This window comes from Campylobacter concisus (genome assembly GCF_003048555.1).
GTDB classification, from domain to species: Bacteria; Campylobacterota; Campylobacteria; order Campylobacterales; family Campylobacteraceae; genus Campylobacter_A; species Campylobacter_A concisus_AO.
In genome coordinates this window covers 1-26,707 of record NZ_PIRR01000025.1, presented here as the reverse complement: position 1 = coordinate 26,707, position 26,707 = coordinate 1, and the positions used below count along the sequence as shown (strand labels likewise).

General features: G+C 37.5%; 21 protein-coding genes. 14 read left to right on the top strand and 7 right to left on the bottom strand.

Translation table 11 applies throughout. The features are described from left to right. Nucleotides 1-103: 103 nt before the first annotated feature. From CVS92_RS05940 to CVS92_RS05925, 4 genes are all read left to right on the top strand, one after another. Nucleotides 104-2,968 carry a type VI secretion system Vgr family protein gene (locus CVS92_RS05940; RefSeq protein ID WP_199906412.1) on the top strand — a complete coding sequence of 955 codons (2,865 nt, stop codon included), beginning with the start codon at nt 104-106 and terminating at the stop codon, nt 2,966-2,968. A gap of 235 nt (nt 2,969-3,203) precedes the next feature. Next, nucleotides 3,204-7,061 carry a beta strand repeat-containing protein gene (locus CVS92_RS05935; protein ID WP_107788846.1) on the top strand — a complete coding sequence of 1,286 codons (3,858 nt, stop codon included), beginning with the start codon at nt 3,204-3,206 and terminating at the stop codon, nt 7,059-7,061. A gap of 187 nt (nt 7,062-7,248) precedes the next feature. Next, on the top strand, nt 7,249-8,892 hold the full coding sequence (locus CVS92_RS05930) for a retention module-containing protein (RefSeq protein ID WP_107788845.1): 1,644 nt from the start codon (nt 7,249-7,251) through the stop codon (nt 8,890-8,892). 76 nt (nt 8,893-8,968) lie between these two features. Further along, the gene (locus CVS92_RS05925; RefSeq protein WP_159070351.1) at nt 8,969-10,930 is read left to right on the top strand and encodes a hypothetical protein; all 1,962 of its coding nucleotides are present in this window, start codon (nt 8,969-8,971) and stop codon (nt 10,928-10,930) included. Nucleotides 10,931-11,169: 239 nt separating this feature from the next. Here the strand turns inward: CVS92_RS05925 and CVS92_RS05920 are convergent, their stop codons facing one another. Together CVS92_RS05920 and CVS92_RS05915 are read right to left on the bottom strand one after the other, a co-directional pair. Further along, complete coding sequence (locus tag CVS92_RS05920; RefSeq protein WP_107788843.1) at nt 11,170-12,192, bottom strand: ABC transporter substrate-binding protein; 1,023 nt, start codon at nt 12,190-12,192, stop codon at nt 11,170-11,172. Between the two features lie 209 nt (nt 12,193-12,401). Beyond that, nucleotides 12,402-14,237 (bottom strand): aryl-sulfate sulfotransferase, encoded by a 1,836-nt coding sequence (locus CVS92_RS05915; RefSeq protein ID WP_107788842.1) that lies wholly within the window; start codon nt 14,235-14,237, stop codon nt 12,402-12,404. Between the two features lie 277 nt (nt 14,238-14,514). Here CVS92_RS05915 and CVS92_RS05910 point away from each other — a divergent pair, with 277 nt between their 5' ends. The 7 genes from CVS92_RS05910 to CVS92_RS05880 all read left to right on the top strand — a co-directional run bounded on the left by CVS92_RS05910 (nt 14,515) and on the right by CVS92_RS05880 (nt 20,527). Continuing rightward, entirely contained in the window at nt 14,515-15,261 is a 747-nt protein-coding gene (locus CVS92_RS05910) for a carboxymuconolactone decarboxylase family protein (protein WP_107788841.1), read from the top strand. A gap of 115 nt (nt 15,262-15,376) precedes the next feature. Further along, nucleotides 15,377-16,033 (top strand): thiol:disulfide interchange protein DsbA/DsbL, encoded by a 657-nt coding sequence (locus CVS92_RS05905; protein WP_107775709.1) that lies wholly within the window; start codon nt 15,377-15,379, stop codon nt 16,031-16,033. An 8-nt stretch (nt 16,034-16,041) separates the two neighbouring features. Next, on the top strand, nt 16,042-16,662 hold the full coding sequence (dsbI, locus tag CVS92_RS05900; RefSeq protein ID WP_107788840.1) for a protein-disulfide oxidoreductase DsbI: 621 nt from the start codon (nt 16,042-16,044) through the stop codon (nt 16,660-16,662). A gap of 46 nt (nt 16,663-16,708) precedes the next feature. After that, nucleotides 16,709-18,358: a sensor histidine kinase gene (locus CVS92_RS05895; protein WP_107788839.1), complete on the top strand. Its 1,650-nt coding sequence runs from the start codon at nt 16,709-16,711 to the stop codon at nt 18,356-18,358. A 1-nt stretch (nt 18,359) separates the two neighbouring features. Continuing rightward, complete coding sequence (locus CVS92_RS05890) at nt 18,360-19,040, top strand: response regulator transcription factor (RefSeq protein WP_021090255.1); 681 nt, start codon at nt 18,360-18,362, stop codon at nt 19,038-19,040. Nucleotides 19,041-19,130: 90 nt separating this feature from the next. Further along, entirely contained in the window at nt 19,131-19,700 is a 570-nt protein-coding gene (locus CVS92_RS05885) for a hypothetical protein (RefSeq protein ID WP_107788838.1), read from the top strand. A 92-nt stretch (nt 19,701-19,792) separates the two neighbouring features. Continuing rightward, nucleotides 19,793-20,527, top strand: coding sequence for a hydroxymethylpyrimidine/phosphomethylpyrimidine kinase (locus CVS92_RS05880; protein WP_107788837.1), 735 nt, complete (start codon nt 19,793-19,795; stop codon nt 20,525-20,527). A 3-nt stretch (nt 20,528-20,530) separates the two neighbouring features. On the opposite strand, the gene CVS92_RS05875 is transcribed toward CVS92_RS05880, so the two are convergent. Genes CVS92_RS05875 through purM form a run of 3 tightly spaced genes read right to left on the bottom strand, consistent with a single transcriptional unit; the run spans nt 20,531 to nt 22,195 of the window. After that, nucleotides 20,531-20,953 carry an RDD family protein gene (locus tag CVS92_RS05875; RefSeq protein WP_107788836.1) on the bottom strand — a complete coding sequence of 141 codons (423 nt, stop codon included), beginning with the start codon at nt 20,951-20,953 and terminating at the stop codon, nt 20,531-20,533. Nucleotide 20,954: 1 nt separating this feature from the next. Continuing rightward, the gene (locus tag CVS92_RS05870) at nt 20,955-21,212 is read right to left on the bottom strand and encodes a hypothetical protein (protein ID WP_107788835.1); all 258 of its coding nucleotides are present in this window, start codon (nt 21,210-21,212) and stop codon (nt 20,955-20,957) included. After that, complete coding sequence (purM, locus tag CVS92_RS05865) at nt 21,212-22,195, bottom strand: phosphoribosylformylglycinamidine cyclo-ligase (protein WP_107788834.1); 984 nt, start codon at nt 22,193-22,195, stop codon at nt 21,212-21,214. Before purM ends, CVS92_RS05870 begins: the two co-directional genes overlap by 1 nt. Nucleotides 22,196-22,275: 80 nt before the next feature. Between purM and coaE the strand changes: the two genes are divergently transcribed. Both coaE and dapF read left to right on the top strand, forming a co-directional pair. Next, nucleotides 22,276-22,872, top strand: a complete 597-nt coding sequence (gene coaE, locus CVS92_RS05860; RefSeq protein WP_107788833.1) for a dephospho-CoA kinase — start codon at nt 22,276-22,278, stop codon at nt 22,870-22,872. Nucleotides 22,873-22,919: 47 nt separating this feature from the next. After that, nucleotides 22,920-23,663, top strand: a complete 744-nt coding sequence (dapF, locus tag CVS92_RS05855) for a diaminopimelate epimerase (protein WP_107788832.1) — start codon at nt 22,920-22,922, stop codon at nt 23,661-23,663. A gap of 234 nt (nt 23,664-23,897) precedes the next feature. Here the strand turns inward: dapF and rplT are convergent, their stop codons facing one another. Then, the gene (gene rplT, locus CVS92_RS05850; protein WP_009295119.1) at nt 23,898-24,254 is read right to left on the bottom strand and encodes a 50S ribosomal protein L20; all 357 of its coding nucleotides are present in this window, start codon (nt 24,252-24,254) and stop codon (nt 23,898-23,900) included. 98 nt (nt 24,255-24,352) lie between these two features. Next, on the bottom strand, nt 24,353-24,544 hold the full coding sequence (gene rpmI / locus CVS92_RS05845; RefSeq protein ID WP_054195943.1) for a 50S ribosomal protein L35: 192 nt from the start codon (nt 24,542-24,544) through the stop codon (nt 24,353-24,355). 202 nt (nt 24,545-24,746) lie between these two features. On the opposite strand from rpmI, the gene CVS92_RS05840 reads away from it, so the two are divergent. After that, entirely contained in the window at nt 24,747-26,243 is a 1,497-nt protein-coding gene (locus CVS92_RS05840; protein ID WP_107788831.1) for a C69 family dipeptidase, read from the top strand. Nucleotides 26,244-26,707 lie beyond the last annotated feature (464 nt).

Sequence of the window (26,707 nt, the reverse complement as noted above, 5' to 3'; positions counted from 1 at the left end):
ATTATGGACAGGACCCAAAAGATTATGGCTTCTTAAAAAACATATTAATGCTTATAAATGATGAAAAAGATCTAGAAAAAATATTAAACAGAAAGAATAAGTAGTGGATTTTTTAAATATAAATAAAAAGAAGTTAGATATAAAAAATAAAAATAATGAAATAGTAGGTGTTAATAAAAAAAGCAAATATGGGGATGCAACAAGAGCAATAAAAGCTACTGGTGGTGCATTTAGTACTATTGCTGGACCTGGTGGCTTTGTTTATGAGAAAGCTGCCGATATGGCCGAAAGGCAGATTGATATCACAAAAGATAAAGACTACAGAGAATTTAAAGAAATTAAAAAAATGGATCAAGTGGAGTGGTTTAAAAACTATCGTAACCTCACTGACACCGATATTGAAATGTTTGAAAAAGCATTACAACAAGAAGAAGAAAACGAAAAAAGATTGAAAGAGCAACAAATGGATAAAAATTTAACATCACCAACATCATCACTGACTAAGCCTGTCATGCTAGCATCTAGTAACTCAGTGGCAACAGATGGCTTTGTGGACTACGGCGTATCTAACGATACTTTCTCGACTCTTCAGATAGCAAACGAGTCAAACGATAAATTTATCGTTACACGTGCAGATATTTATGAAAATTTAGAAAGTATATTTAGCATAGAGTGCTTTGCCTATATAAATTTGGTGAAAAACCCGCTTTATGAAAATTTAGATACCATCTACAATAACGATAAAAGTTACTCAAGCATATATAAATATCTTGATAAAAGTATAAAGCTAAGCATAAAAAGGCCGTCTTCAACAAATAAAAATATCGTTCCAGATGGTAGCTCAAACGATATGCACTTTAGTGGAATAGTAAGCGATGTAGAGTATCTTGGTGTAGATGATGAGACTAGTACAAATATAGATAAAAAATACTTCTTTAAATTTAAGCTAACTTCGCCACTATATAGACTAAGCATAAATAGAGCAAATAGAATTTATACAGACCAGAGCATTTTAGAAGTAGTAAAAGATATTTTGGCTTTTAATAAACAAAGACTAACCAAAGAGCTAGACTTCTCAAATATCAAAAATAACTACAACAAGAGAGAATTTATAGCTCAGTACAATGAGAGCGACCTAGCCTTTATAACAAGGCTTTGCCATGATAGCGGTATATATTTTTATGAAGACAATAAAAAAATTTATTTTCATGATACATTTATACTAGCTTATAGCAATCAAAATGAAAATTTTACTTCAAGTGATACAAGTAGTGGCAAGGAAGCTAGAAAAGTAAGTTTTAATGTAAATTTGAATAATAATCTAGCAACCGAACACATAAATAAAATAACAAAGAGCGAGACGCTAAAAGCAAATAGCTTTACGCACTCTTTTCAAAATACAGCTTATCCAAATGTGTTAGAGAGTAAAAATGAAAAGATATTTGACGAGCAGGTAAATATCTATGACAAGCATATAAATTTAGATGAGTATTCATTTAGCGACACTAGCTTGCTTGAAGTTAGCACCTACCTTAAAAAACTAAGAAGCGATATGCTTTTAAAAGAATTTACCGCTAGCTCAAATGTATTTGCACTAAATTTAAATGACAATATCTCGGTAGCCATTGACGCTAGCAAAGGTGAATATGAGTTTAAAATAATAGCTTTAAAGCATACTTATATTGATGAGAGCGTTTTAGAAAATACCTTAAATTTGGGCGATAATGTCCCGTTTAAAGACAAAAAATTTATAAGCTCATACACAAATGAGATAAGCATCATTCCAAGTAGCGTGAAATTTGTCCCAAGCTACAAGCAAAAGCCAAAAGCACCAGATATCACGCTAGGTCTTGTAGTCGGTCAAGATGGACTAAACAGCCAAAATAACACGATCCATACCGATAGCTATGGTAGGGTAAAGGTGAGGTTAAATGCTTTTAGTACACAAGAGATAATCGATAAAGACGACGCTATCAACGCAAGCTATCACAAGAGTGCTTATCTAAGAGTGATAACGCCTATTGCTAGCAATAGCTCAGGATTTTTTGCCATACCAAGGATCGGTGATGAGGTTATCATCTCGTTTTTACAAAATGACATAGACAACCCAGTAGTAAGTGGCAGCCTATATAATGCCTCAAATGCACCACTTGTAAATGTAGATAGTAACTATCACCAAACATCTCTTAGCTCAAAAACAATTGGTGCAAATGAGACCGGTATAAACGAGATCACTTTATCAAATTTAAAAAATAAAGAGCAAATTTATGTAAAAGCAGAAAAGGACTATGACGAGCTTGTAAATAATGACTTCTCTCAAACAATATTAAATGACAAAAGCTCACAAGTGCATGGAAGTTATACTGAGCGAGTAAAAAAAGCCCACATTCAGACGATAGATCTAGCAAAAAATGTAAATGTGGGAGCTGAGTATCTAACAACAGTTGGACTTTCAAAAGATACAGTAGTGGGTGTCTCAAATACGCTAAATGTAGCTGTTGATAATAACACAAGAGTAGGTCAAGATAGTCATGAATTTGTAGGACATGATAAATTTTTAGAAGTAAAATCAAATCTTAATACGACCATACATAATGATGAGATGAAAGAGGTAAAAGGTACAAAAGAGCAGAACATAGATGGTGGCTATAAACTAAATTCACAAAAAGGTATAAATGAATTTAGTAACGAGCATATCGTGCTTCAGGCAAATAGCTACATTGATATAAATGCTAAGTCAAATTTCACAACAAAAACAGCTGCCCAGCACACTGAGATTGCTGATTCAAAATTTAGCAATATAGAGACGACTTATGAGGTAAATGCCAAAGATAAGATAATCCATCAAGTAGGTAGCACAAAAGTAACGATAGAAGGATCAAGCGTCGTGATAGAAGTAGCTGGCGTAAAGGCGATATTTGATAGTAGAGGGCTAAGAGTTATCGGTGGAGATATAAAGGCTTTATAAGATCATATTTAAAGACTTACTTTGTATTTTAGTAGGTCTTTAAATTTTTAAATAAAATCAATCTCTGCTAAAACTAAAACTAAGAATTTTAAAGGCAAAGGCTAAATTTAGAGCTAAGACAAAAGCTAGCCACACAAATTTTTCAACATTGTACCCCAGTACAATAGACAAGCCCTTCTAAAATTTATATAATTCATTCAAAATTTCAAATACTATAAACAATAAGGAGAACATGATGGCTAAAGAAGCCGGAGTAGTTAAAAGCATAAACGGAGGAATAGCAAGAGCACTTAATGACTTAACAGGAGAGGTAAGACAATTAAGTGTAGGAGATATTGTATACCAAGGTGAAAAGATAGTTACAGAGGGTTCTAACTCTAAAGTAACAATAACTCAAACTGATGGTAAAGATATAACTTTAATAGGTAAAGATACTCTAACTCTAGATCAAGACTCTAACAATAACGAAACAGTAGCTGATATCTCAGCTTTACAACAAGCCATCTTAAAAGGAACAGATCTTAATGCTCTAGAAGAAACTGCTGCAGGTGGTCCACAAGCAGGTGGTAATGGTGGAGATGGTGTAAGCTTATCTTCTACTAGCTTTGCAGAAGGAGGCCACATTAGTAACATAAATGCTAATGTAGGAAGCATAGATGCTTTATCTCTAGCAGCAGGTGGAGATAATAGCTTTGGTGTAAGTGGTGGAAGTGCTGTTGGGGCTGGAACTGGAGCTGAAGCAACAGGACCTGCTTTACCAGCAGGAAGTATAAAAATTCCATTGTCGGCGTATAAGGGAGAAAGCACATCTTCTGCACTCTTAGACTCATTTGCCTCTTCTATACCTAATGGATATCACGTATATAGACATACTGATGGTAGAGATTATCTAGCTCCTAACGATCCTACCGCTCCTAGTGCATTTGATTATAAAGAAGGCTGGTATGTAAGTAAAGACGGTAACCTTGCTATCGGTCAAGATAACGCTAAAGACCTAGCAGTAACTAGCACAGCAAAAGCTTCAAACTATCCAGATGATGGTTCAGTAGCTAAGATAGTAAATCCTAATCCAAACTTAAAAGTGTTTGGATCGGATAATGTAGATAATATAACCGTAGACGGCACAAGAATAACGTCTGTGCGTGGAGGAGTCGGAAACGATAATGTTGATCTCAAAAACGGCGCCGAGGCAAAGGGTGTTTCTGGTGGTTCTGGAAGCGATAACATAACCGTAGAAAGCGGCTCAAAAGTAGATACATTGCTAGGTGATAACAAAACCAAAAACGATGTACACGAAAAAGCATATCAAGCAAGCCAAGGAAAAAATATAGATATAGAAGACAACGGCGCTGCCGGCGATACCATAAAAGTAAGTGGAACTGGAACAGAAGTTAAATTTATAGGTGCTGGCAACGGGGATGATAATATAACCGTAGATAAAGGCGCAAAAGTAGGTCTTATACAAGCCGACGAAGGAAACGATAAGGTAACCGTAAGCGATAGCGGAACTTATGTTAAAGCAATAAACGGTAGAGGCGGCGATGACGATATATTGGTAGAAAAAGGCGCTAAAGTAGACGGTATAGTCGGAAGATGGGGCAATGACAAGATAACCGTAAAAGATGCAGGCACCGTCGTAACCCAAAACATAGAAGGCAACGAAGATAGTGATACTATTAAAATTTTAGATGGCGCGAGAGTAAAAGGATACGTTAGCGGCGGACGCGGCGAAGATCCTAGCGTATACGGTGGAGCCAAAAAATCAGATAACGATAATATCACTGTTGAAAATGCTACAGTTGACGGTAATGTTGAAGGTAGCATGCGAGATAATTATTCCGGTGATGATGGAATGAAATTTAAAAATTCTCAAATAGGCGGCAGAAAGATATCCGGCGGATACGGCGAAAACGTAATGGAAATTTCAGACGGCATGAATTTAAATTCTAAGTGGATTGAGGGTAATAAATTTAATGACAAAATAACTGTAAACGGCAATGCTAATCTAAATAATACATATATCTTAGGAGAAGCCGGAGATGACACTATAACCGTAAACGGCAATGCTAAGGTTAAAGGCGGTAATATCGATACGGGTGCCGGAGCAAACGATAAAATAAATATTAACGGTAATGCAGAGATAGATGGTACAACGCTTCAACTAGGTGCTAGTGGCGAATCTACCGACAGAGCTACATTAAACGTAACCGGAAACGCCATACTAAAAGGAGTGCTCATACAGGCTTCTCAGTCTTCGGGCGAGCAGCTTATGAATTTCCACCAAAACGGCGAAGCCAAAATTCACACTATTACTGGCAGCAACAATAAGGACGTTATGGATATTACCGGAAACTTTACTGTTAGCAATAAAATAACAGGTAACGGTGGAGATGACGAGATAAATATTCACGGCGGAGCTACGGCAAAAATTCAACAAGCCGATATGGGTAGCGGTAATGATAAACTAACCGTAGAAAATGCTACGCTTAAAGATTCTTTTGTGAATATGGATGGCGGTAACGACGAGATAAATATAAATACCGGAGCAAATTTAACTAATACAAGAATTTATACCGGTGAGGGTAATAATACAGTGAATGTAAGAGGCGGTACGTTTAGCGAAGCAGAGATCGGACTAGACAAGGGTAAAAATGAAGTAAATATAGAGTCTGGCGCGGTATTTGGCGACCAAGATGCTGGTCTTAATGCCTTTAGGGAGCATAAAACTTATATAAGATCAGATCGTAGGGATGATTATAATTCAGAAGATACCATAAACGTTAAAGCTGGCGCTACCGTCAAAAATGCCGAAATACAAACTTATGGTGGAAAAGATACTTTAAATATAAATGGTACAGTTGAAAAGTCTAATATTGACACCGGAAAAGATAACGATACTATAAATATCGGTGGTGGCATAATTAAAAACTCTAATATCACAACCGGAGATGGCGACGATACTATCAATATTAAGGGCGGTAAATTTAAAGACGCTAATATTCAAACAGGACATGGTACAAATACCGTTAATATCGATGGTACTGGCGGTAGTATAGAATCTGACAATACCAAAATCACTCTTGGAGGTGGCTGGAGTACTGGCGATAATACGGTTAATATTAGTGGTAAATTTGGCGATAAAGATGCTAGCTCATACGATAAAACTGTAATCGGTGCATTTGGTAGTGCTAAAGCTAAGGATACGGTTAATATTAAAGATGGTGCTGAGCTACACAATACAAGAATAGATCTTCACGCCAATGATGACGTAATTAATATAGGAGCCGGTGCTACTGTTAAACACTCTCAGCTTATAACTGGAGATCAAAGTGACACTCTAAATATCGGAGATGGAGCTAATATTAGCGAAGGTACGCATATGCACTTAGGATACCATAGCGATACCGCGAAAATAGGAAATAACGTTACTATAGATAATTCTGATATCTATATGGATAATGGTAAGGGCGATACAGACGCGAGTACTTTCGGTAACGATACAGTAACTATGGGAAATAACGTAACATTTAAAAACTATGCTGACGTAAAAGGCGGTCAAGGAGACGATACAATTACTATAGGCAATAATCTAACTCTAGATGGCAATGCCGGTATCTACGGAGACTGGGGCGAAGGCGGCGGCGGAGTAAATAACGCTACTGACGGCAACGATACCATTACTATCGGAGATAATCTAACTGTTAAGAATAACTCTACCGTAAGCGGCGGCGGCGGAGATGATGTTATCTCTATCGGTAAAAATGCAAGTATTCAAGATACTTCGACTATCGACGGCGGAGCTGGATTTGATACATTAAAAGTAGCTGACAATAGTATAGACTTTAGTCATGTTAAAAATATCGAAAAACTAGATATGACTAATGGAGAAAAGACAACCTTATCTCTTACAGCTAGCAATGTTCAAGATATATTACGTGATAGTAACGAGAATAAGCTAAAAATAGATGGTGATAGTAATGATGAGCTTACTCTTGGAAGTAGCTGGACTAAAGGTGCTAGTTCTGGTGGTTATACTACTTATACTAGTGGTACAACTACAATCGAAGTTCAAGATCAAATACACGTACTTTAATATCTATACTTTTAATCCCAAAGGAAATTCCTTTGGGATATTCTTTCTTATCATTAAATTTTTATAATTGTTTATATTTTTCTCGTTAAGCACTCCCCCATTGTACCCCAGTACAATAGACAAGCCCTTCTAAAATTTATATAATTCATTCAAAATTTCAAATACTATAAACAATAAGGAGAACATGATGGCTAAAGAAGCCGGAGTAGTTAAAAGCATAAACGGAGGAATAGCAAGAGCACTTAATGACTTAACAGGAGAGGTAAGACAATTAAGTGTAGGAGATATTGTATACCAAGGTGAAAAGATAGTTACAGAGGGTTCTAACTCTAAAGTAACAATAACTCAAACTGATGGTAAAGATATAACTTTAATAGGTAAAGATACTCTAACTCTAGATCAAGACTCTAACAATAACGAAACAGTAGCTGATATCTCAGCTTTACAACAAGCCATCTTAAAAGGAACAGATCTTAATGCTCTAGAAGAAACTGCTGCAGGTGGTCCACAAGCAGGTGGTAATGGTGGAGATGGTGTAAGCTTATCTTCTACTAGCTTTGCAGAAGGAGGCCACATTAGTAACATAAATGCTAATGTAGGAAGCATAGATGCTTTATCTCTAGCAGCAGGTGGAGATAATAGCTTTGGTGTAAGTGGTGGAAGTGCTGTTGGGGCTGGAACTGGAGCTGAAGCAACAGGACCTGCTTTACCAGCAGGAAGTATAAAAATTCCATTGTCGGCGTATCTAAACGAAAATATAAACGACGGATTCGTTTTTCATATGCGAAGTCTAGTACATGATATGCCTTATGCCGGATCTACTTTGAATGGATATAGTATAGTTAGATGGATAGACGGCAGGGATTATCTAGTTCCTAACGCTGGAGTAAATACATTTACCCTTCAAGATGGCTGGTTTAAAAGTAATGATGGCAAGTTAGCTATTGGTCAAGATGATGCTAAAGACTTGGTGCTAACAAGTAGTGCTAATTCGGCAAATCATACTGGAGATGTGGCCAAAATAGTAAATCCTTCAAGTGATCTTAGCGTATTTGGCGGAGATAATGGAAGTAAGATTACTTCAGACGGTACTAATATAGATACTAAAATTTATAGCAGCATAAAGGGCGACGAGATCAATATAACTTCTGACGTAACAGGTACTGGTACTTATGAAATAGATCCGTTTACTCACGAATACATAGGCGGTCAATCTTATATAAGCACCGGTTCAAGTTCGGACAACTTAAATATAGCTCCCGGTGTCACTTTAACTAATACCATAATAAATATGGGTGCTGGAAGCGAAACTGTAAATTTAAAAGGAACCGCTACGGATAAGATTAATTTTAAAGGATCTATCTTAATGACCGGCGCCGATAACGATGTAATAAATATCGAAAACGCTTCGTTTGACGTAACCGATGAGAGGGCTAGTGTGATAGACGGCGGAAGCGGTAATGATACTATAAACGTAAATTCCGGAGCCGAGTTAAAACAAGGTACTAGAATCAGAGGCGGAAGCGGCAATGATACTATAAATGTAAATTCCGGAGCTAATATTCACGGTACCCGATCTGAAGGGGCTATTATACATATGGGTAAGTCTGCTAGTCCTTTAGATAAAGGAGAACAAGGTAATACTTCTGAGCTAAATGTGAAAAACGGAGCATTTATGTCTAATGCTAAAATAGAAGTGGTAGCCAAAGAAAATACGATAAATTTTGAAAAAGGAGCTACTACTACTGGTGTTAACATCATAGCGGAAGATGTTGGTACAAAAAGTACGATCAATATTAAGACCGATCTAAAAAAAATCGGTGGAAGGTAGGAGATCTAGTATTAGCACCGGAGCCGGAGACGACATCGTAAATGTGAGTGATAAAGCTGAGCTAACCAGGGTCGAAATGAAATTAGGAGAAGGCCTAAATAAAGTAACTATAAACGATGCTACTATGAAAGGTGGTAGTATAGAAAACGGTAATGGCGGTAACGAAATAACATTAACTAATAATGCGATATTTAAAGAATCTTACATAGACACTGGTGATGGCAAAGATATCATAAATATAAACAGTGGTTCAAAAGTTGAGGGACTAGATTCTGGTATAAGTACTAATGCCGGTGAAGACGAGATAAATATAAATAACTCTACAGTAGAGGGTGAAGATGAATATAATACCATAGGAATAGATACTGGTGACGATACTGATATGATAACTATCAAAGACTCTAATATAAAATATACTGATATTAAAACTGGAAACGGAGATGATGTCATTCGAGTATATGATGGATCATCTTTAAATTCTACAAAAATAGAAACTGGCAATGGTAATGATATAGCTTATCTTGAACATCATAGTGAAAATTATGCTTCGGATCCGGATCAGTCTTATTCAAAACCTATAGCGAGTAAAACCGAGATAAATATGGGCAACGGACAAGATAGTTTAGTACTAAGCGGTCTAGGCAATAGCGGTAACTATGCAGTAAATAGAGTATCAGATTTTGACGATGTAAAGATAAATATGGGTGACGGCGATCATAAGCATGTGCAGATACACAAAGCTAAAGTCGAAAAGACTACGATAACTACCGGTAGCAAAGACGATTTGGTGCAAATACAAGGCGACTCTTTGATGGAAGGTAGAAATAGTATATATACCGGTGCAGGAGTAGATCAAGTTTATATTGAGAATTCTAAACTTAATGGCACCGCTACCGCAAAAACAACTATAAATACCGGTGCTGACGGAGATGAGGTGGTGATCAGAAATTCTACTTTAACGCATGCAGAGATTCTTACTGATAGTGGAGAAGATAAGGTTTATATCGAAGATGAGGTAACGCTTGATGGTGCTATAAATACAGGTGCAGATAATGACGAAGTAAATATCAATACCAATATAACTGCAACTACTCAGGCAAACATCAAAACTGGTGCCGGCTCTGATACCGTAAATATAGCTAGTGGAGTAACACTCACTCGTACTGTTATAGACATGGGCGCTGGAGAGGATACTATAGAGCTTAAAGGCAATAGTGATACTGATCGCATAACATTTAAGGGATCTACGTTATATACCGATGATGCAGGATACACTGCTAATGATATAGATCATGTAACTATAACAAATACTACTTTCATGAAAAGCGATGATGGTAGATTATCTAGCGTAATCACTGGTGGCGGAAATGATGAAATTACAGTAAAAGAGGGAACTGTATTCCAAGATTCTTCATTTATAGTTGCTGGAAATGGTGAAGATAAAATATATTTAAATAGTGGCTCTACATTTAATTCCTCTAGGGTATACGGTGACAATGCGTATGATGGTACTGATGGGGGAAATGATGAAATATATGTAAATGGAGCCGTATTTAATGGCAAAAATGAACATGGTAGTATACATGGTGGTATATATGCTGGAGGTGGAAATGATAAAATTTTTGTTAACTCTGGAACATTTAATGATGCTAAGATAGAAGGTGGAATTGGCGACGATTTTATCTCAATCAAACAAGGTGTAAACCTAAATAATACAACTATCGACGGTGGAGCTGGATATGATACATTAAAGATTGCCGATGATAGTGTAAACCTTACTAAAGTTACAAACATAGAGAAACTAGATTTAACTGAAGGCAACCATAATATAAATCTATCAGCTAAAGACGTTTTAGATATGACTGATAGCAACAACAGACTAAGAATAGATGGCGATAGTGGCGATAATCTTGGTCTTGCAAGTAAGGGTTGGGTTGAAGATACTAGTGCTAACATTACTGGTTATAAAGTCTACACTAACACAGAGGGTACACATACTGTAACTCTAGAAGTTAAAGACGAAGTACACGTATTTTAAATCTAACTAACTAATCCCAAAGGAAAATTCCTTTGGGATATTCTTTATCTCACTAAAATTTATAATTGTTCTAGATTTAAAACCAAAATAAGATCAAGAAGTAAATCCATCAAGCCAAAAGAGTTGCTAAGATAGTGCTGTTAGAGACAAGTTTTATAAAAATTCGGAGATAAATAAAAGCCTAGTTATTTAAAATTTAGCGAGCAAGAGCTTTTTAGCCCACACTCGCTATAAAATTTCTATTTTCCCTCTGGATCTAGACCGTTTAAGATGTAATTTACTTCATTGTCATTTAGATCGTAGTGCAGAAATTCTTTATAAAATTTCTTTGTTTCAGTAGCTATGTCGATATCTTTAAAAAGCTCAGGATGTAAGGTTTTAGCCGCCCATAAAATTTGCAAAGCTCCCTCGGCTCCGTATCTATCCCAACTAAAAACACCTGCTGGATTTACGAAGACTTTTTTGTTTTTGACAGCATTTGTGCCAGCATAGACTTTGTTTTCATATATCTTTTCTATAGCGTCTGGCGATTTGGCTCTGCCTATGATGATCACGTCTGGATTTATATTTGGTATCTCTTCTGCATTGATTTCTAGCATATTGCCCTTTGCTTGTACTGCATTTATGCCACCTGCGACACTGATCCACTCATCGATTATTGTATTTGAGCCATCTACTTTGAATAAATTTTTACCCTCTGCTATGTGAAGCACTTTTGGCCTCTCATTTTGAGCTATCTTGCTGGTTTTGCTTAGTACTTTTTGGAGATTTTGATCAAAATAGTCATTAAATTTTTGAGCTATTTTTGGTGCGTCACCTCCTATGGCATCAGCCATGATAGCTACGCTCTTTTTCATGTCGGCATGGTTTGTAAATGACGGATAAAGGACGTTAAAGCCATTTTTAGTTAGCTCTTCTTTGTTCTTTTTATCTGCGGCTATCACGATATCAGGGCTTAGTTTGACCAGCTCTTCTACTTGCAGGCTCTTGCCGTTTACGCCATTTGGAATGCTTGAAATTCTAGGATATATATGCGCAAACCATTTGTTGTTTTTGATAAGATCGGTGGTCGCTACTATCTTGTCCGCGCCGCCAAGCATTAATATGATTTGATTGTTCGCATACCAAAGCGTAGCGATTTTTTCTACTTTTGTGGGAACCTTTACGACGTCGCCAGTGATGTCCTTGACATCTCTAAACTCAGCTGCATTAAGCAAAAGGCTTGCAAACAGCACCACTAAAGCCATGAAAAATTTTTTCATTTTTCTCTTTATATTAAATATATATTTTTATATATAAGTGCTAATGCTATATATTATCGCCTTAATAAACAATATCTTTACAATATAAATTTCTAATTTAGAGCTTTAAAATTTATGAGCGAATGTGAATTTTTATCTATTATTGATAGATTAAATTTATAGCAAGTGCTCCCCTTCTTGCACTTGGCAAAAAGGGGAGAAAAGAGAGATTATTTCTCAAACGCTTTTTGCAAGCTAAATGGAAACGCCTGATAGCCCATAGCATTTGTCATTTTTATCTCGATACTAGGCTCTTTTGCGCCCCACTCAAACTCATCGATGTGCGGGCTAGGAAGTCCTACTGGGCGGCCTTTTGCGATGTCAAACTGCATGCCAGCAACGGCTGAATAGACCATCACGCTATCAAGGTCATCTTGATACTGCGTAAGGCTAGTAACCGAGCTATACCACTCTTTGCCGCGCTCTTTGCCGTACTCCCAGATCTGCTCAACGGTCTTTTTGTTCTCATCGATCTTATAAACGACCGCGCGAGAATACTTCATGCCAGCGATGGCTGGTTGCTCCATGCCCCTCGTGTCGCCGTTGTCAAAGACACTTAGATAAATTTCGCCTTTTTTAGACTTGCTATCTATCCTAAATGCTGTGTGCTGCGTCCATTGCCAGTCAAAGCCACCTTTATCACTCTCGTATCCTGGGCATTTTGAGCACTCATCTTCGCAGACGATCTTATTGCCCTTGCTATCAACTGGCTGAAGAAGCTTATCTTTAAATTTATCGCTCCAGCCCTTGTGAGCGCCCATGATCCATTTCACTTGTTTGTCACGGCCGATCTTGATAACTGCGTCTTGGTGGCGGCTTGAGATGATGATGCTATCGTCGCTTGGGTCGTAATCCACGCTATTTACGTGTGCCCAGTTGCGTCCTGGACCTGCTCCTACTATGTCGCCCCATTTATCGTGTGTATCCATAGACTGAAGCTCATCAGAGCTTGCTGTGTGGCCTGCTTTTTTAGCGTCTATGTTTAAGCAAACTGCGCCTTGATCAAGCGTTTTTAGCACGATATCGCGGTAAGGATCGAGAATTTCATATAGTCTAAAGTCATCAACTACGTTGCCATCTCTGTCAAGCTCAACGATGACATCACGCACTGTTCTTACGTTTTTGCCATCAGCCCTTTTGTAGTCGGCATTTGCCACGCGCAAGAAGTAGTGTCCATTTTGTGCTACGTCCATTGAGTGAGAGAAGTCGTTGTAGCTAGCTGGTAGCTCGCGGTTGAAAATTTCTCTACCCATGATGTCGTATTTTGCGTATCTTTGGCCGTATCCCCAAGTCATAGCGCCGTCGTCATTTTGCTTAAAGCCCATCATTACGCCAGCGTGAAATGGCTGTTTTAGATCGTAAATTTTGCTTGGCTCAAGATACCATCTAACCTCACCTTTTGTATCAAGGATGAAGTTATTTGGGCTGTAGTTCCACTCGATCGCACCGCCAGCTGGGTTGTTCCAAACGACTTTTGTGCCCTTGCCAGTTTTATTTACAAAGTTATTTACATAGTAGAGGCGGTTAGCAAATTTAGCACTCGCAGGCTTAGTAACCTCGATCTTGTCAAATAGTGCGCCCTTTTGATTTGGCGTACCTGAGCTTTCTAGATAGATAGCTGGAGCGTAAATTTTATAGCTCTCTTTTATGTGTTCAGTCTTGCCTTTGTAGCTCTTGTCGTACTCGACTTCAACGGTGTTTTGATAGTCAGGATACATGCCAAAAACAGGTATGCCGCCATGTGTGCGAAGATGCTTATCGGCCACTTTGTAGCTTATCACCTGACCGCCTTGTTTTGGCACGATGGTTACTTTGGCATTACTTAATGTATAGCCGCCATTTTTGATGACTGCTGTAAGTGGGGCAGTGTCGTATGGATTTACCACTACTTCGCCTATTTGCCCAGTGATAGCATAGTCTAGTTTAGCCCCGCTTGGGCCGCCTATCGCAAAAGCGCTTGAGCAAAGCACAGAAGCTAGTGCAACACAACTCAAAGTCTTTTTCATAACATCTCCTTTGGATAAATTTTATAAACTCTACTCATAAAGCTTATAAAATTTAGAAAAAGCCTTGGAACGCCCAAGGCTTAAAATAGGTAAAAGGAGTAATAAAAAATATTGCGTCCTTCGTAATTGTAATAAAACCTTATAACATAAAAATCACGATAAACTTTATAATGGCTTAAAATCTAAATTTATATTAAAAATTTTTGTCTTTTTGGATATTAAGCTAGCATTTACGCTTTAGCACTTATAATCAGCCCCAAACAATGGAGTAAAACTTATGACACTAACTTACAATGCAAAGAAAATTTATGAAATTTGGTTTGACTCAAAAAGTGAGCTTGAAGAGAGCAATGCTAGCTTTTTAGAGGATTATTTAAATTTTTTAGGCGATATTAGTGAAGTGATAAATATTGATGAAAAAACAAGGCTTTCGGTTATCATCGCCTCTCTTTGCGTGAGTAAAGGCGCAAAAAGCTCATTTAAAAGCTTCGTTAGGGCCGCTTTAAATGTAGGCATATCAGCAAAAGAGATAAGAGAAATTTTATATCAAGCAGTGCCTTATGCTGGGCTTGGCAAAGTAGAAGATTATATATTTTTAGCTGATGAAATTTTTAATGAGCGCTATATAGAGCCTGAAAATATGCCTAAAAAATCAAGAGAAGGTAGGGGTGAGCGAGGCCTTGAGATACAAAGAAAACTTTTCCCAGCAGTTGATAAATTTATCGCATCAATGCCAAATGATCAAAAACATATAATGGAGTTTTTATCGCAAAACTGCTTTGGCGATTTTTATGCAAGAGATGGGCTTAGTTTAGAGCTTAGGGAGCTTTTGACATTTGTCTATATCACGACTCTTGGCTTTGCAAAGCCACAGCTTTTAGGGCACATTGCTGCAAATTTTGGTATCGGCAATGATAGAGCTAAGCTAATAAGCGTTGTTACGACACTTATACCATTTATAGGCTATCCAAGTGCTTTAAACGCATTATCAGCAATAAATGAGATAAGTTCTAGTAAAAATTAAATTTTTAATCAATGTAATATCTTATAAATTTCAGCCAAAATTTATTCTAGCGTTAAATTTGCGGTTGAGCTTGGTTGTAGAATAACTCAAAATAAATCATCTAAAGGAGATTATCATGAGTTTTCTATCTAAATTTAGCAAGGCTATCTTTGCCGTTGCAGTGGCTGGAGCGATTAGTGCTAGTGCATTTAGCGAGGGTGAGGACTACGTCAAGCTTGAAAAGCCACTAAGTGTGGGACAAAATACGCTAGTTAAAATTTTTAGCTACGCTTGCCCATTTTGCTACAAGTACGACAAGAGCGTCACTCCAAAGGTAGTTGAGAAAATCCCTGGACTAAAATACGAGCCATTTCACCTAAAGACAAAGGGCGATTACGGCGAGGTTGCGAGTAAGGTTTTTGCCGTGCTTATCGTTATGGATGAGGCAAAAGGTGTCGGCTTATTTGATGAAAATTCGCTATTTAAAAAGGCTAAATTTGCCTACTACAAGGCTTATCACGACAAAAAAGAGCGCTGGAGTGATGGCAAAGACGCTGAGGGCTTTTTAAAGACTGGACTTGATGCAGCTGGCGTTAGTAAAGCAGACTACGAAAAAGAGCTAGCTAATCCAAAAGTGACTGAGCTACTTAAAAAGTGGGATGAGAGCTATGACGTGGCTAAAATTCAAGGTGTGCCAGCATTTGTCGTAAATGGCAAATACCTCATCATGACAAAATCAATCAGCTCGCTTGATGGCATGGCAGCACTCATCGAAGAGCTTCTTAAAAAATAAGGCGTCACATGGGCTTTTTTAAAAAAATGGCTAAATTTCAAGACTCACGCATCTCCTGGGCTGTGCTAGTCTTTGTAAGCGTTGCACTTGTCGTTATCGCGCACTCGCTCTTTCAAAACTACGCTTATATGCCTCCTTGCGAGCAGTGCGTCTATATACGTTTTGCATTTTTATGTATGGCGCTTGGTGGCGTGATCGCTATGATAAACCCAAAAAATTTACTATTTGCTCTAGTTGGCTACGTTTTTGCCTTTTGGGGAGCGGTGCAGGGCATAATGTATAGTGTAAAGCTAGCTAAAATCCACGATGCGGTGCATGGCGATGATCCTTTTGGTGTGCAGGGCTGCTCTACTGAGCCACACTATCCATTTGGCTTGCCGCTTGAGAAGTGGGCGCCTGACTGGTTTATGCCGACAGGCGATTGTGGCTATGACAGCCCTATGGTGCCTGATGGCGTGGTACTAAGTGATTTACAAAAGAGCATAGTTGATCTTTATGCGGACGGCTGGTATCTTGTGCCATCATCTAAATTTATGTCGATGGCTGATTGCACGCTGCTTGGATTTGGTGTTTGTTTTGTAGTGCTTGCACTTATGCTCGTTTCAAAGCTTTTATCCTTTTTAAAATGAAATTTAGTTAGCCCAAATTTGGGCTAACTTAGGATATACTGCGCGTATGGGTATTAATTTAAAATCACAAAATATTAAAATCTACGCCATCATCTTGCTTGCTAGCCTTTTTGTAATACTTCTTGGGCTAAATATTTATAGCAATGCAAAAGAGAAAATCATAGAGCTATCTGATAAAAATAACATAGCAGTTAGCAAAAATATCGTAAATAACTTTCAAATTTGGCTTGATGAACGTATAAATTCACTCATTCGTGCGTCAAAATTTATACAAAATGCAGGCATCGTAGATGACGATGAAAAGATAGCCGGCTTTATAAAGCTCTTTAAACAAAACGCAAAAGAATTTGATCTAATGCAGCTTTTAAGGGATGATGGAGAAATTTTTGTAGATGGAGAGAAAATTTTAGAAGAAGTTATGCCAAAAAGTGAAAGAGCAGGGCTTATCTGGTATGTCGAGACAAAAAATACAAATGCCCCAAGCGTAAATTTCATGCAAAAACATAAAATTTTAAAAGGCTCAACTCTAAATTTATGCGTTCCAGTCACAAAACAAGCGAAATTTAAAGCAGCGCTTTGTGGCGTCGTGCGTATAGAAAATATCTTTAACAGCATTAAAAATTTTAGCCTTGCACCAAATTCTTACTCATTTTTAGTGACTCATAGCGGTGAAATTTTAACATCGATACCTGATCTTGCTTTAAAAAAAGAGATCGAGGAGAAATTTAAAGAGTTGTTTTTAAAAGACGAAGACATTACAAGCTTAAAAATAGGACAAAATTTAATCCAAGTAGCTGAGATACCAACGATAAATTGGTTTATAGGAGCTGGCACAAATAACGAAGAAGAAATTTCAGCTTTAACAAAAGAAGCTTTAAAAAATGCTCTAAGCTTGCTCTTTGCCTTCGTTGCGCTCACATTTTTGGCAAATATTCTTCATAATTTTATGTATAACAAGATAAAAAAGATACAAGATGAGTATGAAACATTGCTAACTCATAGGGCCAAAATGAGTGAGGCTGGCGAGCTAATAAGTGGCATTAATCATCAATTCATTCAACCTGTAAATTCGCTAAAACTAATGCTAAGCTCGTGCATAATGCTAAAAAAAGAAGGTAAATTAAGCGATGAGGAGCTAATAAATTTACTTGAAAAAGGGCAAAGCTCGGTCAAACTTCTTTCAAGTACTATTGAAATTTTTAGAAATTTTTACAAAAGTGCTGAAAATGTGAGCGAATTTGAGATACAAACAAGCGTTAAAAATCTAATAACTCTTATGCACACAGAGCTAAGCCGTACGAATGTTAGTGTAAAATTTATTGGTTTTAATGAACAAAAAGTTCGTCAGATAGAAAATATAATCCAACAAATTTTACTAATCCTAATACACAACGCAAAAGACTCACTTGTCGAAAGCTACAAAGATGAGCCACTAAAACGTATCATCGAGATAAAATTTAGAAGCTTTGAAGATAAATGCTACATCGGAGTTTATGACAATGGAAATGGTGTAAGCGAGCAAATGAGCGAGAAAATTTTTACTTGGCTAAATACCACCAAAAAGCAAGGAAATGGCATAGGACTTTATTTTGCTAAAAAGCTAGCACAAGAAAAGCTAAATGGTGATGTAAGGCTCGTAAATAACGCAAAGCCAACGGTATTTGAGCTAAGTTTTGATATAAATTTAAAGGACTAAAATGCAAGAAGTCTTAGAAATTTTAAAAAAGACGTCCGTCTTGGTAGTCGAAGATGACGATATGGCAAGAGAGCTTATTATTAGCGGGCTTAAGCCTTATTGCGAGCAGGTAATTGGTGCTTGCAACGGACAAGATGGCGTGGAGAAATTTAAAAAGCAAGGCTTTGATATTGTGATGAGTGATATTCACATGCCAGTGCTTAATGGCTTTGAGATGATGAATGAGATGAAGCGTACAAAGCCGCACCAAAAATTTATCGTCTTTACCTCTTATGATAGCGATGAAAATTTGATAAAAAGCATGGAGGAAGGGGCGATGCTCTTTTTAAAAAAGCCTATTGATATGAAGGATCTTAGAGCAATGCTTATTAGTTTAAGTTTTGAACGAGATGAAAAGCTGGTTTATTTAAGCGATGAGGTGAGTATAAATTTAAAAAGAGAGAAAATTTATAAAAACGGCATTGAAATTTATCTTAGCTTCTTGCAAAATAAGATATTTTGGCTCTTTGCTTATAATCTAAATAAGCTAGTTACTTATGAGATGATAGAAGAATTTGTCTATGAGAGCGATGTTAGCAAGGCGGCCATCCAAAATGTGATACTTCGCCTAAAACGCGAGCTTGGCGTGAAATTTAAAAACATCAGCGAGAGTGGATATATTTTAATCACAAAATCTGAATGATTTAGAATTATCGCCACCTTGTACCATAGTACAATATACAAAAGTAATTAAATATACTAAAATACCGACAAATAAAAATAAGGAATAAAGATGGCAGCAGTAGCTGGTATAGTTAAAAGCGTTTCATCTGATGTTATAGCGATAGACCAAAATGATCATGTAAGAGTTTTAGACGTAAATGATAAAGTATATATCGGAGAGGCTATAAAGGGCGAGAGCGAAAGTTCAAGCATTACAATCACTGCAAATGATGGACAAGATATATCAATAAACGGATATGATACTCTTTGGCTAGATAGTAGCGTAGTAAGCGATGATGTTGGTGAGTCTAGCATAGATACTGACGCATTGTTTAAAGCGCTTCTTGGCAATGATTATGTATCGATTTTAGATCATATAAATGAAAAAGTAGATGATATCCTTAGCGCAACCAATTTAGAGCAAGAAGAGCCAAATGATGAGGCTAGCGTAAATATTAGTTTTAATGAAATAGATCCAAATTTAATAAATGAGCATGGATTAAGAGAAGATGATCTTTTAGCTAAAATGAATGAACATAAAGAGAGCGATAAGCAAATAGATCCTAGCTTTGAGCATACAAATCTTAACGCAACTACGATATATATAGATATCGATAACGACTTAAATAAACTTTCATAAATTTGAGCTTTTTGCTCAAATTTCTTCTGTTTTAAAAAACTCAAATTTATCTAATATCCTCTATAATAAGCCAAAAATTTCAAAGGAAAACGATGAAAAAAATTCTAATCATCGCAGGCTCTTGTAATAGTGGCACAGCTGGGCTTCAAGCAGATATAAAAACATGTGCTAGGCTTAATTGTTATAGTGCAACAGCGGTAACTTCTTTGGTCGCTGAGACTACGGATGCTGTAAAGAGCGTGGTTTGCTTAGAGCCTAGTTTTGTCAAAGATCAGCTAAATACACTTGCGGAAGAATTTAGCTTTGATGCGATTAAGATAGGCATGTTATTTAGTGAAGAGATTATGGAAGTGGTGCGTGAGTTTTTACTAACTCAAAATACCAAAGTAGTGCTTGATCCAGTTTGTGTCTCAAAAAGCGGACACAAGCTTATAAAAGATAGTGCGGTGACAAAGCTAAAAGAGCTAATGAGCTTAGCTACAGTAACTACTCCAAATTTAGATGAGGCAAATGTGCTTTTTGGCGATGATTATAAAGATTTGCCTTGTGACGTCATCGTAAAAAAACATATCAGCGAAGATAGCAGTATAGACACACTTTATAAAAAAGATGGCTCACTAAGAAATTTTAAGACCCCACTTGTTAATCCGCTTGTAATGAGTGGGACTGGTTGTAGCTTCTCAACTGCACTTGCTTGCTTTTTAGCAAAGGGCAAGAGCTTAGAGGAGTCTATACAACTTTCAAAAGAGTATATTTGCTCTATCATAAAAGAGAGCATAGATACAAAACTTGGTAAAAATCGCCTACTTTGGCATGGAGCGAAGTAAAATTTATCCCTCTGATCTTTTCACGGCAGCTGAGTGAGTGATGATGTCGTGCAGATTTAGTTTGTCTTTTCTAAAAAAACAAAGGCAAAGTCCAAGTATGCTAAAGCCAGCAAAGGCAAAGCAAATTTGGCGCAAGATGGTGTGAAAAAAGCTTAGTTTTCTGCCAGTTTTTAGGTTTATTAGATAAATTTCTTGTGCTTTGTAGCCTGGAGTTTGTGCTTTTATGCTAAAAAAAAGGCATATTATAAGCGAGATCAGGCTATTTGCACCAAAAATGGCAATTTGGTTATGCAAAAATGCCTCTTTGCCATCAAGCACAAGATATGTTGTCGCATAAAATATAGGCATACCGATGATAAAAAGATCGATAACAAAGGCCTTTGCTCTAGCCCAAATAGGTGCGATTTTTGCCTTTTGCTTTGCCAACTCAATTTCCTGTATTTATGTAGATACGGCTAAATTTCTCCCAGTCATATAGATAGACTAGGTTGTCACTCTCGCCATTATCATGCGTGACGCAGAGCATAGTAGAGGCACGTGAGACTTTGCACCAGTGATTATAGAAATCAAGTTTTTTGATATCGCTTTCTAGCACACCAAAACAGCCTATATATTCATAAATACTAAGATCAAAAAAGCTCTTATTTTCGGTACTTAGCAAGCATTTTTTACTATTTTCTTGCATTAAACTAGCTCTACACCTTTGCCATTTACTACTTCGCCTATCACGTAGCCATCGCTGCTAGCTAGGACAGCATTGACATTTTCTTTAGGCACAACTAATATCATGCCAACACCCATGTTAAAGGTTCTCATCATCTCGCTATCTTCTACTTTTTGGGCGAGGATTTTAAAAATTTCAGGCGTTTTTATAACGCTTTTTTGTACTTTTGCACCAAGTCCAGCAGGGAAAACGCGAGGCAAGTTTTCAACTATGCCACCACCGGTGATGTGAGCCATTGCCATAATCTTATCTTTTAAACTTAAAAAGTCGCTCACATAAATTCTAGTTGGCTCAAGAAGTACGTCGATGAGTTTGCGCTCACCCACTTTTTCATCAAATTTTAGTCCAAGCTCGCTAACTACTTTTCTTGCAAGAGAGAAGCCATTTGAGTGCAGGCCACTGCTTGGAAGTGCAACTAAAACGTCACCAGCTTTTACAAATTTGCTTCTATCGATCTCATCAGCCTCAGCGATACCAACGGCAAATCCAGCAAGGTCAAAGTCGCCTTTTTCATACATCGAAGGCATCTCCGCTGTCTCACCGCCTATCAGCGCGCATTGAGCCTTTTTGCAGCCATTTGCGATACTTTTTACTACCTCTTTGGCGCTCTCTATCTCGAGCTTTGCTGTTGCGTAGTAGTCGAGGAAAAAGAGCGGTGTAGCGAAGTTGCAGATGAGATCATTTACGCACATTGCAACTAGATCCTCGCCCACGCCGTCAAATTTCTTAGCATCGATAGCTAGGCGAAGCTTCGTGCCAACGCCATCAGTTGCACCTAAAATGGCAGGATTTTTATATCCGCTTGGCAGTCTGACCGCTCCTGAAAATGACCCAATACCACCTATAACATTTGGTGTTTGTGTAGATTTTACGAAAGGCTTTATCGCCTCAACAAAGCTATTTCCAGCATCTATATCCACTCCAGCATCTTTATAGCTTATCATCTTTGCCCTTTTTTGTAATTTTTTAAAACTTTAGCCAAAAGTTGCTAAAATTGTCATCAATTTTCAAAAATGGAGCGAGTTTGCAGAAATTTCCAAACGCTTATGTCATCACAGGCTCGATCGCTAGTGGCAAAAGCACGGCTATAAATTTGCTAAAAGAGCGAGGTTTTAGTGTGATTGATGCGGATGTGATCACTCACGAGCAGCTTGAAATTTGTAAATGTGAGATAGTGGAAGTTTTTAAAGAGCAAATTTTAGACGAAGCTGGCAAGATCGATCGGCAAAAACTTGGTGCCATTGTTTTTAATGATCTAAAAAAATTAAAAATTTTAGAGCAAATTTTGCATCCAAAGATAAAGGAAGAAATTTTATCTCGCGCTACGAAACTTGAGTGCTTGGGGCAGGTTTATTTTGTTGATATCCCTTTATTTTTTGAAAAAGAGGATCGCTACGCTGAGTTTAAAAATGTAGCAGTGATTTATGCGCCAAAAGAGCTTTTGCTAAGCCGCTTAATGAACCGAAACGGTCTAAAATTAGAAGAAGCAAAAGTAAGAGTGGAGCTTCAGATGGATATTGAGCAAAAGCGAAAAAAAGCAAATTTTATAATAGATAATAGTGGCGATAAAAAAAATTTAGAGAAAGAACTAGAGAAATTTCTAAGACAAATTTGTGGCTGAGTTTATATAAATTTGGCAAAAAATAGAGCAATTTTAAAGGAAAAATAATGCAAGTTTCAAAGTACAACGCTAGCGGCAATGATTTTGTCATATTTCATACATTTTTGAGCAAAGATAGAAGCGAGCTAGCAAGGCAAATTTGTAGCCGAACAAATGGCGTGGGAGCTGATGGACTGATCGTGCTTTTGCCTTACGAAAAGGGCGTGAAATGGGAGTTTTACAACAGCGACGGAAGCTATGCTGCGATGTGTGGCAACGGCTCGCGTGCGGCTGCTAGATATGCCTATCTAAATGGTCTTGTTAGTTCAAACGAATTTGTCTTGCTAACTGGTAGCGGCGAGGTTGTGGCAAGTGTGAAAAACGAGTATGTCGAGGTTGTGCTAACAAGTCCAAAAATTTTAAGCGAGCCACTAAATGAAGGCGGCAAAACTTGGTATTTTTACGATACAGGCGTGCCACATCTTGTAAATTTCACGCAAAATTTAGATGAATTTGACGTCAAAGAGTGCAGGGCACTTCGTCAAAAATACAATGCAAATGTAAATTTAGCCAAATTTGAGGATGGAATTTTAAAGGTGAGAACCTATGAAAGGGGCGTGGAGGACGAGACGCTAGCTTGTGGCACTGGCATGGCGGCTTGCTTTTACGGTGCTACTTTAAATTTAAACGCAGCGCAATGCCTAAAAGTCTATCCAAAAAGCGGCGAGGAGCTTGGTCTTAGACTAGAAAACGGCAAAATTTTATTTAGCGGAGCGGTGAAACACTGTTTTGATACGAGTATTGAAATTTAGCTTTTAGGGTGAGTTTTATACTTGCTCTTGACTAGGTTGGCCAGTAATGGTAAGCAAATTTTTCAAATTTATATTACTAAATTTGCGCTTAGCTGATGAAGTAAAATTTTATAGTGGTATTAATTTAAAATTTGAATACAAAATAACTAAGTTAAAATCTCGAAAAATAAATTTTAATAAAAATTTGAATAGAAATTTAAAAAAAGAAGATCTCCGCCGAAGCGGAGAAAGGTGTTATTTCAAAGCATCTTTTGCTTGTTTTGCAAGTGCCGCAAATGCCTTCGCGTCATTCATAGCTAGATCAGCTAAAATTTTTCTATCAAGTTCTATGTTAGCTTTGTTTAAGCCATTGATAAATCTTGAATAGCTAATGTCGTTTAGTCTGCAAGCTGCATTGATACGAACTATCCATAAACGTCTGAAATCACGTTTTTTCTGGCGTCTGTCGCGATACGCATAAACTAAACTTCTCTCTAGTTGCTCTTTAGCTTTTCTAAAGTGTTTGTGTCTAGCACTAAAAAAGCCACGTGCTAGCTTTAAAACTTTCTTGTGGCGTCTTCTTCTAACTACGCCTGTTTTTACTCTTGCCATATTTATCCTTTTACAAATTGGCGCTCACGAAGTGAGTCTTGCCCCTAAATTTGGGGGAGTTTGAATGACTTTTTGTCAAAAACTTAAATCTACGCTGCTTATACGCCGAGCATTTTGCGAACGGCTGAGACATTTGTGCTATCCACGTAGTGTGGGCCACGAAGGTCTCTCATACGCTTACTAGGTTTTTTTGTTAAGATATGGCTTCTAAAAGCAGAGCCTCTTTTTATCTTATTTTTACCTACTTTAAAGCGCTTAGCAGCACCGCGAACGGTTTTCATCTTTGGCATGCTAATCCTTTTTGAAATTTTATACGCAATCGCGTAAGTTTTGGATTATAGCGAAAATACCTTTAGAAAATTTAAATTTCACTTAGACAAAATTTGCAATAAATTTACATTAAACTTAAAAGAGTTTTAAAATTTATAATTAAATTATTAAAATTTACATATAATCACATAAAGAAATTTTATTTCACTAAAGGAGTAAAGAATGAAAGGCAAAATTCTTGCATCAATTGTTGCTATGAGTGCGATTTTAGGCACAAGTAGCTTGGCATGCACTACCATTTTAGTAGGAGATAAAGCTTCAAACGACGGCTCCATGCTGGTTGCCAGGAGTGCAGATAGTAAGGCTGTAAAGGCACAAGTCTTTTTGATCCATCCGGCCACAAAAAATCAAACTGGTATGCATAGCTCAAAAGCCCATGACGGCGCAAATGACTTTACATATCCGCTTCCAAAAGATAGCATGAGATACACAACCATTGCAAACTCTCATACAAAACTTCACGGAGCGGTCGGCTACAATGAAGCTGGCGTTGGCCTAAGCGGCACTGAGACTATTTACGCAAAAGACGAGCTTTTAAAGATCGACCCATATAACGAAGAGAGCGGCATCACCGAGGATGACATCCCAGACGTGCTTTTGCCACGTATGAAGAGTGCAAAAGAGGGTGTTAAGCTCCTTGGCGAGATAGTTGAGACTAAGGGCGCTGGAGAAGGCTTTGGCGTAGTATTTATCGACGCAAACGAGCTTTGGTATTTTGAGACTGGTACAGGCCACAAATGGATCGCTACAAAGATCGCTCCAGATGAGTATTTCGTTACTGCAAACCAAGGCAGACTTCAAAACTATAAAGAGAATGATCCAAATTTCATGGGAGCAAAAGATGTCATTAAATTTGCGATCGATAACAAGACTTATGACCCTGCAAAAGATGGAGAATTTAACTTCACAAAGGCCTATACAAGGGACGATGAGAGGGATGTGACCTACAACTACCCACGCGTTTGCTGGGTTCAAAGCATGTTTAACCCAAGTCTAAAACAAGACTTCGCCGATGGTCAGAAATTTCCAGTATTTTTAAAACCAGAGAAAAAACTAAGTGTTGAAGACCTAAAAGCTGCGATGAGAGCCCACTACAACGGCACTGCGTTTGATAACTACGCTAGCAAAGATGAAGATAAAAAAAATATCTACCGCGCTATAAGCGTCTTTAGAACATACGAGTCTCACGTCATGCAGGTGCGCCCTTGGCTACCAAAAGAGATCGGTCGCGTAACTTACGTCGCTCTTGGTATGGCTGATCTTAGCGTTTATTTGCCGTATTACGAAGGGCTTGATGGCTTTATAAAAGGCTACTCAGATGGCTCATATGATGCTGATGATACTTCGATATACTGGGTTTATAGAAAGCTTCAAACCCTTGTGATGACTGACTATGAGAAGTATTCGCCAGTGGTTAAAGAGGCTTACGCTAAATTTGAAAAAGAGTTGGCGGTAAAACAGGCTAAATTTGAAGATGAGTACATGAAGCTTTATAAAAAAGATAAGAAAAAAGCGGACAAACTCTTAAATGAATTTAGTAAAAAGACTATGCAAGAGGCTAAGGATCTAACTCAGGAGCTTACAAATAAGGTCTTTACGATGCTTACAGCTGATATGGATGCTAAGCTAAAATCTTTAAATAAAGGTAAAAAAGACTAAAAAATCCGGGCGTGAAATTTAGTAGCGCCCAAACTTTAAACAAAAATTTGGCAAAGAGCGTTTATAATGCGGCAAAAATTCACTACAAAGGAAAAACGCTGATGCCTTGTCCCATGCATAAAGCTCATTAATCTCGGCAAAAAACATATCAGCGATTTTCAAAAAACACGCAAATTTTTAAACAATTTCACATTTTTTTATATTGAAATAAATCCTTTTTTGCTAGCAGGTCCGTTGCATTGTAACTGCATTTTTAATAGCAAAGCTAAGCAGTGTTTGAAATTTGGCAAGGATCTTTTTAGCAGGGTTTTTTATAAATTTTACTTTAGCTTAAGAAGAAGTGGGTGTCATCCACCGTGTTTGAGGTGATTAAATTTATTGTTTGAGCTGTGATAGTGAAAATTTGGCTTTTGGTGGCAGAAGGGGTTTCTACTTACGAAGCGTCGCCCCTTCCGCCCCCAAAC

Bases quoted from the DNA above. Each gene is read 5' to 3' on its own strand.
- CVS92_RS05885 (WP_107788838.1), top strand. From the start codon at position 19,131: ATGGCAGCAGTAGCTGGTATAGTTAAAAGCGTTTCATCTGATGTTATA.
- CVS92_RS05905 (WP_107775709.1), top strand. From the start codon at position 15,377: ATGAGTTTTCTATCTAAATTTAGCAAGGCTATCTTTGCCGTTGCAGTG.
- purM (WP_107788834.1), bottom strand. From the start codon at position 22,195: ATGATAAGCTATAAAGATGCTGGAGTGGATATAGATGCTGGAAATAGC.
- CVS92_RS05920 (WP_107788843.1), bottom strand. From the start codon at position 12,192: ATGAAAAAATTTTTCATGGCTTTAGTGGTGCTGTTTGCAAGCCTTTTG.
- CVS92_RS05880 (WP_107788837.1), top strand. From the start codon at position 19,793: ATGAAAAAAATTCTAATCATCGCAGGCTCTTGTAATAGTGGCACAGCT.
- CVS92_RS05930 (WP_107788845.1), top strand. From the start codon at position 7,249: ATGGCTAAAGAAGCCGGAGTAGTTAAAAGCATAAACGGAGGAATAGCA.
- rpmI (WP_054195943.1), bottom strand. From the start codon at position 24,544: ATGCCAAAGATGAAAACCGTTCGCGGTGCTGCTAAGCGCTTTAAAGTA.
- dapF (WP_107788832.1), top strand. From the start codon at position 22,920: ATGCAAGTTTCAAAGTACAACGCTAGCGGCAATGATTTTGTCATATTT.
- rplT (WP_009295119.1), bottom strand. From the start codon at position 24,254: ATGGCAAGAGTAAAAACAGGCGTAGTTAGAAGAAGACGCCACAAGAAA.
- CVS92_RS05870 (WP_107788835.1), bottom strand. From the start codon at position 21,212: ATGCAAGAAAATAGTAAAAAATGCTTGCTAAGTACCGAAAATAAGAGC.
- CVS92_RS05925 (WP_159070351.1), top strand. From the start codon at position 8,969: ATGAAATTAGGAGAAGGCCTAAATAAAGTAACTATAAACGATGCTACT.
- CVS92_RS05840 (WP_107788831.1), top strand. From the start codon at position 24,747: ATGAAAGGCAAAATTCTTGCATCAATTGTTGCTATGAGTGCGATTTTA.
- CVS92_RS05915 (WP_107788842.1), bottom strand. From the start codon at position 14,237: ATGAAAAAGACTTTGAGTTGTGTTGCACTAGCTTCTGTGCTTTGCTCA.
- CVS92_RS05910 (WP_107788841.1), top strand. From the start codon at position 14,515: ATGACACTAACTTACAATGCAAAGAAAATTTATGAAATTTGGTTTGAC.
- CVS92_RS05935 (WP_107788846.1), top strand. From the start codon at position 3,204: ATGGCTAAAGAAGCCGGAGTAGTTAAAAGCATAAACGGAGGAATAGCA.
- dsbI (WP_107788840.1), top strand. From the start codon at position 16,042: ATGGGCTTTTTTAAAAAAATGGCTAAATTTCAAGACTCACGCATCTCC.
- CVS92_RS05895 (WP_107788839.1), top strand. From the start codon at position 16,709: ATGGGTATTAATTTAAAATCACAAAATATTAAAATCTACGCCATCATC.
- CVS92_RS05890 (WP_021090255.1), top strand. From the start codon at position 18,360: ATGCAAGAAGTCTTAGAAATTTTAAAAAAGACGTCCGTCTTGGTAGTC.